The following is a 14,476-nucleotide window of genomic DNA, read 5'->3' as shown; positions in this document are numbered from 1 at the left end:
GGTTATCCTCCTATCCGATTGTTAACCTCTTCCAAATCAAGTTCTCCTGCTTCTAATTTATTCAATAAGTCCATCAATTCGTTTTCCTTATTAGATCGTTCAGAAATAATATTTTCCGGTTGTATAAGAGAAGAAATTTTCTCTCCAAATTCTTCATAAATATAGCTTGTCAGTTCTTTTACATTCGGGTAATCAAAAATCACAATGGTACGTAAAACAATTTGAAAAGCATCATTCAACCGATTGATTAATTCAACACCTACAATGGAATCGACTCCGTAACTTGAAAAGTCCTTCTTAAGACTAATGGCATTCGTTTGTTCTCCAAGCGATTCAGCAAGCTGCTGGATAATCGTGTTTTCAATATAGTCTTGAACCTCATGCCCGGACAGGGTCTGAACCGGGTGTATGATTTCGTTTTGATCCATTGTAGATCCAGTCTGAGAGACAGCAGCAAGAAAGTCAGAACCTACAGCTATTTCCTGCTCTGATATTGACTTGTTAATAGTAGTCTGAGTATGAGTCAACTCATTGGCAAAAGTTTTGTAAATAAAATCAGTTAATTCTTTGATATTAGGATAATCAAAGATTGCTATGGTACGTAAAACGATCCCAAGTGATTCATTAATTTGATTAACTAGCTCAACAGAAACAATCGAATCTACTCCATAGCTGGAGAATGATTGCTTCAAGTTGATTTCATCAGGATTCATGCCCAGCGACTCGGCTAATTGTTCAACTATTGTGTTTTGTATAAACAATTTAATAGATTGTTCATTAGCTTCAGGGCTATAAACAACTTGTTCAGGGACTCCGGATTTCGCTACAATGACATTTTGAGGCAATGGATTGTTTAAATCTTTATGGCCACTTAAAATAGCAATATCTATAAAGCTAGTCTCTCTTAGGGCTTGCTCCCACATACCTGGTGAAAGGAGTGGTGAATCTTTCATGCGGACCTCTACGTCTTCGAATAGCCACCATCCCTTTAATAAACCAAACGTAAGTGTATGGAATTCTTGTACCTCTGTCACTTCATTTAAAAGTAGCCATCCATTTGGTTTCAGCAATTGCCGAACTGTAGTAAGGGAATCTCTAATATTACTCGTTGCATGTAAAACATTGGCCGCAATAACAATATCAAACTCCTGTTTTACAAAACCTTGCTTCTCAATATCAACACTAATATCCAATGTTTTAAAAGATGCAAACCTATATTTTTCACCATACTTACGCTTGCCTAATTGCGTAAATCCAGCTGAAATATCTGTATAAACATACTCAACTTGAGATTGGTAGCCTGCGATCTCATTAAGGACACATCTACTCGTTCCACCTGTACCGGCACCAACCTCCAATATTTTCAATTTCTCACCTGGCACTAGTTGTGCTGCCTTTTCCTCTATATAAGCTCTAACAGTTTGGGCAACTAGCTGATTACAGTAATCGACATAATAACTACCTTGATAGATACTTTCCACTAGCTCTGTCGAAGAGTTCGGAAAAATAATAGTCGTTGATGGAATATCCCCCCGTAAAATCTCTATAAAGTGATTCATACACGTTTGCAGTAATCTAAAGTGAGGCGACACTTCGGGATAACGATTTACGACCTTCTTTATTCGTTCCTCTAACTGAAGCAATGTCTCTTGTACAGCTTGATTTTCAACCTGTGCTGTACTTGTGACAAAATCACCATCAAAGGTTACAAATCCTCGCTTTTCTAGCAGGCTAATAAGTGCATGGAACTGACGCCGGTTTTCTTCGGAAACAGCAAGCTTCTGTCTAAGCACCTCAATTTCATACCGCTCATCTAACTTACAAAAGACCCCTTGTGACTGAAAGAAATCTAATAACAATAATTGACTAAATCGCAACAACTCTTCAAATGCCTTTATGCTGTGCTCATTTATACCAAGTGGTGGAATATGTTGATTCAAGTTAGGATATTCTCTAATATCCAACTGTTGAGCAATTGACACTCCATCTCTAACTGGCGCCGATACTCTACCATTCATCCCCTCGATCACTCGTTTCTCCGCTTTGATAGCAAGAACCTGTTTTGAAGAGTGAGCTAAAATTCTTTCAAGTGCCTCCATTCCTTCTTTCGGTTGGATAGAATGAAAACCCTGTTTAGCAAGACGGTCCCTATAATCCTGATTTGCAACAACACCAACAGTTCCCCAGAATCCCCAATTAATAACATGAACAGGGTAGTCTTCTTGTCGATCTATAGTACGTGCATAAGCATCCATAAATGTGGAGGCTGCAGCATAATTACTTTGCCCCGGACTTCCTGTAAAGGACTGCGCAGAGGAGAAGAACAGCATGAAGTCTAAAGAATCACCACTAAATACCTTATGAAGGTGTATACTTCCCTCTACCTTTGGACGAAGAACTTGACTGAAACTTTCATTATCCATCCAATCCAAGGTACGATCTTTTAGGACAATAGCAGCGTGAATAACCCCATTTATATGACCAAATCGATTCATTGCTTCCTCTTTTGCCTTACGCAAACTCTCATAGGAAGTCGCATCAGCACGGTAATACATTACTTCCCCGCCAACCGATTCAACATGTTTTATTTGTTGCTTTTGCTTTTCAGTAAGAGCACTGCGACCGATTAGGACCAAACGTGCTTGTACCTTCTCCGCTAAATACTGACTCAAGGTAAGTCCAATTCCTCCTGACCCTCCGACAATAAAATAAACACCGCGTTTTTTAAAAGCAGTTGTTGAAACAGGGGGTATGTCTACAGGCTGTTGGTGATAGACATAACGTTTACCATTACGGATAGCAATGCATTCCCCATTTGGATGCGACGGTTCAGCAAAAATAAAAGGTAACTGAGAAAAGATCGAATCATGTAAAGTTAGATCGATACAGCTTACCTGAAGGTTTGCGTATTCTTTGGCAACAGTCATCGTAAGTCCAAACAGACTTGCAGAAAGGGGGTAATTACGCTCATCTGGATCAATAGCATGGACATCATTAGTGATGACCTTTAGGACTATCTTTTTCTGCATCCACTCTATCCGACTCATGGTTCGGATCAAATGATAAAGCCCCATCACCCCTTGTTCTTGACTTACATTTATTAACTCAAGTGCATCACCCGCTGTATTGACTTGATGGGTTTGAATACCGCCAAGGAAGTAAATAACATCCGGCCTTGGAATCAAACTCAATGAATTTTCCCAATCTATTTGTTCATCCAATTTAAGATAATGAACCAGGTCCCTCTGGTGGTGCTTAGCTATCTCTTGATCCACCCCTTTTGTATCCCTTGGAGTTACAATTAAGATGGACTGACTGTTATTTACCTCAGCTAATTGCTTCTCATATGCAGCAAGTGTTTTTTGTTTCCAACCTGTCTCATAAAAGAAGTTTTCAAGATTGATTGGTTCAGGGCTTTTCTTACGAGAAACATGGACCATAATATCCATCATCCTTACTGCAACTTGACCATGAATATCTGTAACATACACATTGAATCTGCCATTTTCTAATGCCTTAACATAAACAAAAGATTCAGCTTGCAATGGCCGCAGCCACTCTACACTGTCCACAGCAAACGGCAGTATCGTTTGCTGATTGGAGCTGTCTTGATACGTAATCTGTCCTGCAATTGTTTGCAATGCACTATCCATCAGGGTCGGCTGTAACTGATAGATTTCTAATTCTTTCACATATTCCTGTGGAAGCTGTAAACTTGCAACTGCTTCTTGTTCAGAAACCCATAGTTCCTGAATCCCTTGAAAGTAATGTCCGTACGCCAAGCCGCGCTCTTTGAACAATTGATAGATTGTCTGTTGATCATATCGAGTTGATGTCCGGTCAATGGCATCGTGTAAGGAAATTTCATCTGGTTGCGAAGAATGCAGCTCTTTATTCGTCACATAGCCTGTTGCATGAGTTATGACTTTTCCTTCATCAGGCTCACTTAGAACTTCAAATTTATAGAGGCCCGGTTCCTGCTTGGTCAATACCGTACGGATCTTTTGTTTATTATTAACGACAAGGGGTTTCAGCCAAATGACTTGTTCTAATGTCATGTGTTCCTGCGGGATAGCATTTTCAGCTGATTTCATAACGAACTCCAAATAGCCGACACCTGGTAATAATGGTCTTCCGTCAATAATATGATCATTTATAAGTTTATCTTCACGATACAAGGTTTGATTGAATTCAAACTGCTTTTGATCAGACTGCAGACGACCAAATTCTTTTTCCTTTGTTGTTTGTTGATTTTTCTTCACCTTTTTAAACCAATGACTATCTCTTGCAAAAGGATAGGTTGGAAGGGATAAGCGACGAACAGACTGCCCTTTATGGAGAAATTTCCAATCAATCTTGACACCAGACACCCATAATTGTGCAATTTTGCTCCATTTCTTTTCTTGAAGTATGGTCTGTAAGAACTGTTCACCTTCGCGCCCGTCGAGCAAAAGCCCGACATGTTTTTGATCATATTCCGAAATATTTCCTGTATAAATATCCGCTTCTTGATCTCTATTAATATAGTAAGAAAGCATCCTCATAAGCTCTTCTCTACTTGATGCGACAAAGGCAACACGCTCTTCCATCTCTTCACGCCCCACTTGTAATGTATAGGCCATGTTGCGAAGAGAAAGTCCTTGGCCTTCTTTTGCTTTCTCAGCCGGCTGTCCATTTAAAAGTTCTGCCACTTCAGAAGCCAAGTCCTCTATCGTCGGAAAATCTGTGTACCTGTTTGCAGAAAGATTAAGGTGATACTGCTGATTAATACGCCCCAGGAAAACAGATAAATTAACCAGATCAAACCCTATCTCAACAAGCGGTTCATCTGCGTGGATATCTTGATCATTAACATCGATCACATCTGCTGCCAACTGGACAAGTTCACGTTCTATCGACCTGTTCTTATTCATTGTCGATATGCCAAACATGGTGTATTCCTTTTCTTTAAGAAAATCCAGCCATTTTTGGACATAAGCCTCTAAGCGTTCATGATTTTTTGCAGAAAAGACAAACAATTGAGGGTCATCACTCTCCTGCTGTATCTCATTATGCTGATGAAATTCTTCAAGAATAACATGGGCATTTACCCCTCCAAAACCAAAGGAACTGACTCCAGCTCTTCTTGGAAGTTCACGATCCTGTTGATCGCGCAGTGCTTTCCATGGCTGTGACTCTTTAACAATATAAAACGGACTGCCATCGAGCTGGATATATGGATTTTGTTCAGTTAAGTTAATACTCGCTGGTAAGGTTTTGTATCTCATCGCCAGCAAGACTTTTAACAAGCCTGATATCCCTGCTGCAGGCTCAAGATGCCCAATATTCGTCTTAACTGAGCCAATACCGCAATATGCTTCTCCAGGAAAATGACTGCCACGGCGTTTAGCGAGTTCTTTAAATGCCTTTTTAAGACCATTGACCTCAATCGGATCACCCAAACTTGTCCCCGTTCCGTGTGTTTCCATGTAGCTAACCGTACCAGGATCAATATCCCCTTCTTCAAAAGCACTCATTATTAACGATGCTTGAGCATTTGGGTTCGGAGTTGTCAGGGTGTTAACCTTACCTCCATGGTTAACTGCTGTTCCTTTAATAACGGCATAGATCGTATCATTATCTTCAATTGCTTTACTGAGAGGTTTAAGTAAAACAGCACCTGCTCCTTCAGAACGCACATAACCATTGGCTGATTGATCAAATGTTTTACAACGTCCATCTGTGCTAAGCATTCCTGCTTTTCCAAATGAGATATAAATCGTAGGCGTAAGTATGAGGTTAACCCCGGCTACAACAGCCGCTTCACAGCTGCCGTTCCAAAGACCCTCTACCGCTTGACGAATCGCCACTAAAGAACTAGAACAAGCTGTATCAATTGGGAAGCTCGGTCCACTGAAATTTAGTAAATAGGAAATACGATTAACGAGAATGGAATGGAAATTCCCTGTCGTCGTATAAGCTTGGACATCAATTTTGTTCTCTTTCAGTAATTCCATATAATCGTTTGTGGATGCCCCTACATATAACCCTGTTTTTATCCGGGATAAGTCAGAGACTTTATAGCCAGCATCTTCAATTGTTTTCCAAACAGTTTCCAACAAGATTCTCTGTTGTGGATCCATCAACTCGGCTTCACGAGGTGAGATACCAAAGAACTTAGCATCAAACTTATCTACATTACGAATAAATCCGCCCCATTTGCTATTTGTTTTATTCTGCTCTTTAGAAGGATCACCTAGGTACTCACGCCAATCCCATCTGTCTGACGGAATTTCTGTAATACAATCAACACCTTCCACGAGGTTTCTCCAAAATTCATCCATATCATCGGATTGTGGAAAAATCCCGCCCATACCAACAATAGCGATCGGTTCTTTTGTTCTCGCTTCTTTTTTGCCGGCACTTTTAGTCGATTTATTTTCGATACTATTGAGTAGGTTTTTATCTGGTTCGCTACCAATAAATTGTTTATGAACGTCAATTGACTGACTTTCATCATCCGTGCTTGCCTGGTTATTCCCGGAATCCATGGTACTCTGTTCTTCTACTTTTTCATGTGAAGAATTCGTTTTTGTAACCTGTGAGACATAATAAGGTCTCAACTTTTCTGCATAATCTTCTACTAGAAAGTCTGCAAAGCTATCAATTGATGGGTACTCGAAGAAAACCGCAGGTGTTAACTCAGTGTCAAACTGTTTATTTAATGCATTTGTAAAATCAATAAATTTAATTGAATCGAACCCATAGTCACTTAAGTCACTTTCCGCACGTATTCGCTTGATAGGAATCTTGAGTAAATCAGATAGTATCTTGATTAAGTCTTGGATTAGTAAACGTGTCCACGCATCATCTGTTTCTATTTCACGATCATCACTAGTGACAGCCACAGCATTGATAGACTGTACTATTTGAGTTACTAGTGAATCTGATATCATTTCATCCTGTTCTGGTTTTAATGCAGCTTCTGGTAGTTGTTCAGTCTTACTTAGCACCTGATTAACTTTCTTTGGATCCCCCTCGATTAACATAAATTGACTCCCTTCATAGGTTAGCCCCTTCTCAAACATTTCCAGTCCCCACTCAGTGGACATGGCTTTCATTCCAAAACGTTGAAAAAGTAATTCCTTAGAATGCTCATCAACGTTCATACCACCGCCGAGCCACAACGGCCAGTTGATAGCAAGACTTTTACCATTGCGTCCTCCTTTGCTTTTCATTCCTTCCCGCCATTCTGCAAATAGGTCCATAAAACGATTGGCAAAAGCATAATCAAATTGTCCTAAGTTCCCAAGTACCGCAGTACTAGATGAAAACATGACGAAAAAATCTATATTTTCATTCCTTAAGGCATCATCAAGCCACAATGTACCAAATACTTTCGGAGCCAATACTTCTTGCATTTCACTCGCTTTTTTTCGTATGAAAAAGGCATCACGGATGACTCCAGCACTGTGAATAACGCCATTTATCTTACCGAATCGTTGTTTTATTGTCTCAATAAGAGAATGTACAACATGACGTTGTGATATATCCGCCTGTACATAGTGAGCACTAACCCCCATGTTGCGAAGTGCTTGTAAGGTTTCATTACGCTTTCCGTCTAACTCGGACCTTCCAGTCAACACCAGCTTGGTGTTAGGCGCTTGTCTTGCAATATACTCAGCAAAAATAACACCTAAACCACCTAAACCGCCGGTAATAAGGTATACCCCGTCCTCTCTCCATGTATACTCACTCTGCAATTCTTGTTCAATATCAAATTGTTGAAAGCGTCTAACCCATCTCAGATCATTTTGATCATAGTGAACTTCAATACCCGCCTCCGGTTCATGCTGAATCTCATTCTGTATGACAGACAACAGATTCCTTCTCTCATCAACAGAAATATTTTGATAGCAAAGCTTAGGGTTCTCTAAACATAGTGTTCGTGCTGAGCCTCCAAAGGCACCTAAAAGTGGCTCTACAGTTTCTTTTGTTTGATAAATGTGAAGAAGCTGCACCGGGCCTTTAGGTTTTTGTTTCATGAGAGCTTGGCTAAGATATAGTAAGGCATAAATACTTGACTTCAATTGGCTGGAAATGGTCAAGGCATCGAAAGATATACCAGTTTCTCCTACTAAATAGACAATATGCTTGGGCAACAAGTCTCTCTTTTCCAACTCAGTCATCAATGTATGAAAATCCTCTTTATGACCGAGATTGATCTTAAAGCTTCTCTCACCAAGTTGTACAAAGGAATCACCAGGTTGAACTAAGATGACCGGCACATCCATTTGCCACTTTCTCCAAAGATAATCGTCTCGGTCAAAGAGAATAATCGGTCCTACTGGACGTGTAATTTGTTTACGTAATGATTCTTTTTGCCATACAGGCTTAAAGGATGCACGCATCTCCTCTTTCACTGGATGGTTAGCATCTTGTTGTGATAATTCTTCTTTCATAAACTCTGCTGGTTCAACCGGTCGAGCCAAGAATCCTTTCACCTTAACAAGGACCTGCCCCTTATCGTCTGTTATATCTACGTCAAATTTAGGAACTCTAGGCTTCTTGCCATTCTTCGTTTGAGATAATTGACAAATAGAGTAGCACCGGTCTGTAAGCGGCCGGATAATCTCTATTTCATCAACTGTGTATGGAAGGTTGATCATTTCTTCGGCCCCGCGCATCTCTCCTGCTGGTGGTACTTGAAGAGCTCCATCTATTATCGAAGGATGTAAGGTAAATGAATAAAAATCGTTCATTAAATGTGGCGGTAAGTGAATTGGTGCAATCGCCTCTGAATCACCTAAATAGATTTCTTCAATCGACTGAAAACTTTCACGTAGATTAAGCTCAATCGAATGCAAGTGGCGATAACTATCAATCTTCCTTTTATACCCCTTCGTGCAACGTGACTTGATTTCATCTATGTCGCGCCATTCAACTGCCTGCTTTACTTGATCTCTTGATTCCAATTCAACCTTTCCTTGTCCATGTAAAACTTTCAGACCTTCTTCATCAAGACTATATATCTCAAATCTGAGTGATTCACGTTCATGTTCCGGTACGAGACTAACGTACAAAGTAACCGGCTCATCTTTTACATGAATGGGACTAATTAAAACAATATTACGAACTTTACGAATATTCCTCCCTGCAGAAATGAGCTCGGCTGCTGTCCTGACGATCTCCACCGATACAACTCCTGGTAGAACCCGAGATTTGCCGACATAGTGATCAGCTATAAAAAACTCATCCCCATAAATAACCGTCATAAACTTATACTCATTTAGTGTTGAGATGTTTTTACTCACCAATGGATGTAAGGGCTGTAGTTCACCACTTCTTTTTTTCGGAATCACTTGTTCTGGAACACTATCCGGAATCCAATACTTTTCACGGGCAAAAGGATAGGTCGGCAATGAAATACGACGGGGCTTATGACCTTCTTTATACATGGCCTCCCAATCTACTAGACCTCCAAGAACCCAGAAATCGGCTAACTGATTAAATTTTTGTGATTCTATTAACTCTTCGGCATATTCCTTCTGATCGCGTCCATCTAATAATTCTTGTAAATGGTTCTTCTTCCCTTTCTTCTTTTGGTTAAGCTTTTGGGCTGTTCCTCTATATACACCTTCCACATTTGCTTCTCCGTCAAGATATTTGATGAGTTTGTTACATAGATCGTCTAAACTATGAAATACAACAGCTAAACGCTCTTCCATTGCTACTCTGCCGATCTGTAACGTATAAGCTACATTTAAAGCGGATGGCTGATGGTTTGTAAGGTGACTAACTAATTCACGCGCATACACTTGCAGCTGTTCATCTGTTTGAGCAGACAGCACTGATACGTTTATACCTTGTCCATTTTTTGATTGCTGCTCAACCTGATCCGTATATTCTTCAATGACAACATGAGCATTTGACCCACCTGCACCAAATGAACTAATACCAGCTCGTCTAGGGACTACTTTTCCATCACCCATTATAGGCTGGTACCAGTCCTGAAATTTTTGTTGAACATAGAAAGGTGTTTTTTCAAATTCAATGTTTGGATTTAATTTATTCGCATGTAAAGAAGGCACTAGTTTTTTATATTTCATCTGCAGAAGAATTTTCGTGATGCCAGCTATCCCTGCAGCTGCTTCAAGATGACCAATATTGCTTTTTACAGATCCTAATGCACAATACTGATGCCCCTCTCCACTATGATCAAAAGCTTTGGTTAAGCCTGCAACCTCAATAGGATCTCCTAAAGAAGTCCCTGTCCCGTGCGCTTCTACGTAACTGATTGTACGCGGATCAATCCCCGATTCTTCTAAGGCTCCCTTAATAAGTTCTGCTTGAGCGTTCGGGTTTGGTACGGTATAACCATTTGTCCGTCCGCCATGGTTAAGCGCCGTTCCCTTAATAACACCATATATCTGATCACCATCACGAACAGCGTCAGATAACCTTTTTAATAAAACCGCACCGACACCTTCACCAGGTACAAATCCATCACCTTGTGCACCAAAACTATGGCAGCGCCCTGTTTGAGATAACATACGCATTTGCGACAACCAAACGTACTTTGAAGGGTGAAGATATAGATTTACTCCACCTACTAAAGCTGATGAACATTCTCCCCTTTTAATACTCTCACAGGCAAGATGAATTGCCGTTAAAGAGGCTGAACACGCAGTATCTACAGGCATACTTGGTCCTTGGAAGTTAAAAAGGTAGGAGACGCGATTTGCAATCGACCAAGGTAAGGATGTCGGAATGATCATCTCATCTTGTTTTTGTTTCCATAAATCAGGTCCCAAGAGTAGATAAGAAAGAGTCGTTGCTCCTACAAAAACTCCAACATTAGCACTACTTTCACCCCTGCGCATTGCACGTAATTGTTGAGGAGTGTAACCAGCATCTTCCAATGTCGCCCAAGCAGTTTCAATAAACAATCGTTCTTGAGGATCCATCGTATCAGCTTCTGTTGGAGCTATATGAAAGAACAATGGATCAAATTGATCGACATCATCTAAAAAAGCTCCCCATTTAGAGTACGACTTTCCATGTGCTGATTGGTTCGGATCAGCATCATAATAGTCCTGCCATCTCCAACGCACCGCTGGAACTTCTGTAACAGTATCTTGACCTTCACGAAGAATTTGCCAAAATTCATCTAACGTACGAGCTTTAGGATAACGTCCACTTACACCAATAATCGCAATGTCCTCATCCCTTATTTTCGGAGATGGAGAAATTGTTGCATGATTAACTTTAGCTTGATTTTCTCCATTCATCACCGAATCGGTCGAGAAAACTTTATTTGCCTCATTTTCATTCAAATCTAAAAAACCTATAAGCTCATCGGTATGATTATTCACCATATACTCTGTTAACTCTTTAACATTCTCATATTCAAACAACAGCGTCTTTGGTAACGCACCAATATCTTGTTCCATGCGATGATTGAAGTGATGAATAAGCAACGAATCGATGCCAAACTCTTCAAAACGAGTTTCTGAGTCAAGTTCATCGACATGAACCTCCAGCTCAGCAGCTAAAACATCTTTCAGATAGTTTTGCGTTTCTGCATATAAGGTGTTCATTTGTCTTTTATCCTCTTTTTCATTTTGTAAGATTTTTATGTCTTGATTTGTCTGATCTTGTGCATTACTCTTTGTTAAACCTTTATGTAATGATTCGCCTCTTTGCGGTTCTATCTCTACAGCTTTTTTAGTCGGACTCAATCTAAAGGGTTGGCGGTCAAAGGAGTATCCTGGGAGACGAGTCTTCATAAACGAGCCTTCTTGATAAAACACTTCCCAGTCAAAGTCAACTCCCTGAATCCACAACAATTTTAATGTATGTTCCCATGCCTTTTGGATTCCCTCCTGAAAATCACATACTAACGTTGCTTTCTCTGTAAGTTTAGAATTACCTTTTCCTAATACCATTAAGTGATAACCATCTATCTGAAGAACAGAATTGGTCGATAGTAATGTCTCAAACCAAGTTTGCACATCATTTATTTCATCAACTGTTTGATTCATTTCTTTTAATAAAGGCATTTTCTCGATTCGTTTTAACTTATTTTGACGGTTTTCCATGATTAATGCAGCTCTATCGTAATTTGGTGTTTCCACCATGATTAATTCAACTGCTAACTCCTGTGGTATAACATCACATTGGATCAATTCCACTACCTCTTGAAAACGAGGGTTGTTCCATAAGCTTTGTTCTGTAAGTTCCCACTTTCGATTCAGTTTATTCATGGCACACGTGACGACTATATACAAAAGCCAACGTTCTCGGCTTGTCCAAGCTTCTGCTTCAAGGAGTTCGCTTATATTATAATTAAAGACTGTTAACGCATTATTCCATTCTTGTAAATTTCGTTTAAATGTAAATTGACTAGATTCTAACTGCCTAGCTTTCTCAACTACCTCATTAAAGACGTCCTCAGGAATCTTAGTAACTTCTACTTCTTCACATAGGTTCTTAAGATAATTAGCCGTTATCCGATATGGAACTATCATCTGCTTTCTGACTGGATCAAATAATGGGATGATTGGTCGTTTTAGCTGTATTGCATGTATATTTACCTTCCCGTTTATGAGACCAAGAACTGTATCAAGTGACATCATTTCACTTAATACAAGGTTTAGATAAGCCCCCGTCTTCTCACCTAACATGATTTGCGGAGAAAAGCCAGCCCTCTTTAATGCGGTAACCATCAGGTAACCAACTAAAACTGAAAACATCTGGCTGTCTTCACTACTCCACTTTTTCCTTCTAAATGAAGCCCATAATTTTTCTCCACCTAAAGCAAGGATCTGGTGACGAATATCTTTAAGGAAAGGGCGCCATTCTTTAATATCTTCATAACCGCTGATGTCTAGATTGCCTACGTAAATTGTCCAAGGCTTATTGTTTACTGACTGGATCTCCTTCTCTGCTTTATTTAAGAAATTGAAGATCTCCTCTTTTGAATGCACCCACTGCGCTATACGAAACCCGAATTGTCCACGACTAATAAGCTGTGTTTTACATGTACTTTCTAGAGATGTCTCTTTAAAAGCTGGGGATGAAATATATTTTTTCCAGTTACAGATAATATTTTGTAAACTACTTTCATTTTTGGCAGATAGAGCAAACATTTGCGATATTTCATTTCTATTATTTTCTTCTTGAACATGTTCTGTCATAAATTCTTCAACAACAACATGAGAATTAACACCGCCAAAACCAAATGAACTCACAGAAGCACGATAAGGTTGATTTGAATCTGATTTTTTCCACTCAGACAATTGATCAGCAACCTTAAACGGGGTCCGTGTAAAATCGATAATGGGGTTCAAAGATTGAAGGTTTAATAGTTTGGGGATTTTTCGATGGCGCATCATCATGAGGACTTTTATTAATCCCGCCATTCCTGCTGCGGACTCAAGATGTCCGATGTTCGTTTTGACAGATCCAAGCTGACAAAAACCTGTCTGATCTGAATACTCTCGAACTGCCTGTGTTGCTGATTCTACTTCAATTGGATCCCCTAAGGATGTACCTGTCCCATGGGCTTCCCAGTATGTAACAGTTTCTGGATTTACCTTTGCATCTTCATAGGCTGATAGAATCACCTGTTTTTGCGCCTCTACGCGTGGTGCTGTCATTGATACTGCACGCCCTCCGTGATTCACTGCCGAACCTTTTACGATACCATAAATGTGGTTACCGTCTTTAAGTGCATCATCTAATCTTTGAAGTAACAGGACACCGATTCCATCACCTGGCACATATCCATTCGCATTTTTATCGAAAGTTTTACACTGTCCATCTGGACTTAACATTCGTGATTTTGAAAATGAAATATACTTCCATGGATGAAGATTAAGGTTAACGCCACTTGCAAAAGCATAATCACTCTCTCCATTCTCTAAAGTTGTTTTTGCCTCATGGACCGCAACTAAAGATGACGCACATGCACTGTTTACTACTGAACTAACACCACTCAGTCCAAACATATAGGAAATTCGGTTAGCTAAAATCGCATCCATATTTCCAAGGCTAGTATAGCTATCGATCTCATATTCTGGTTTAGTAACCTCTTCACGGTAATCATTTGACATGACACCTACGTGAACAGAAGTCTGTTTCTTTTGCAGCTTAGATAGAGGAACACCCGCATCTTCCATGCAAAGGTGCGTTTGCTCCATTAATAAGCGTTGTTGCGGGTCCATTTGCTTAGCTTCACGTGGAGAAACTTGAAAAAATCGATAATCAAAATGGTCAATGTTCTCGATTAGTCCACACCATTTACTAATACTCTTATTACTAGCTGTTATATCTGGTGAATAATACTTATTTAGATCCCATCTTTCTTGAGGAATTTCTTTGATGGAATTGACACCATTCTCAAGATTCAGCCAAAATTCTTCGGGATTATCGGCACCTGGGAAACGGCATGCAATCCCAATAATCGCAATATCCTTTTTCATAAATTTCTCCC

Annotated in this window: 1 protein-coding gene; it reads right to left on the bottom strand. The window is 39.8% G+C overall.

All coding sequences use genetic code 11. The features are described 5' to 3' along the window. Nucleotides 1–2: 2 nt before the first annotated feature. Nucleotides 3–14,465: an SDR family NAD(P)-dependent oxidoreductase gene (locus tag AC4GZ8_RS06070; protein WP_491080926.1), complete on the bottom strand. Its 14,463-nt coding sequence runs from the start codon at nt 14,463–14,465 to the stop codon at nt 3–5. Between the last annotated feature and the right edge of the window lie 11 nt (nt 14,466–14,476).

This window comes from Metabacillus sp. RB-C-LZQ-3-1 (assembly GCF_058315175.1).
The sequence above is the reverse complement of the archived record's forward strand: the minus strand, read 5'-3'. Positions and strand labels throughout refer to the sequence as shown.

Bases quoted from the DNA above. Each gene is read 5' to 3' on its own strand.
- AC4GZ8_RS06070 (WP_491080926.1), bottom strand. From the start codon at position 14,465: ATGAAAAAGGATATTGCGATTATTGGGATTGCATGCCGTTTCCCAGGT.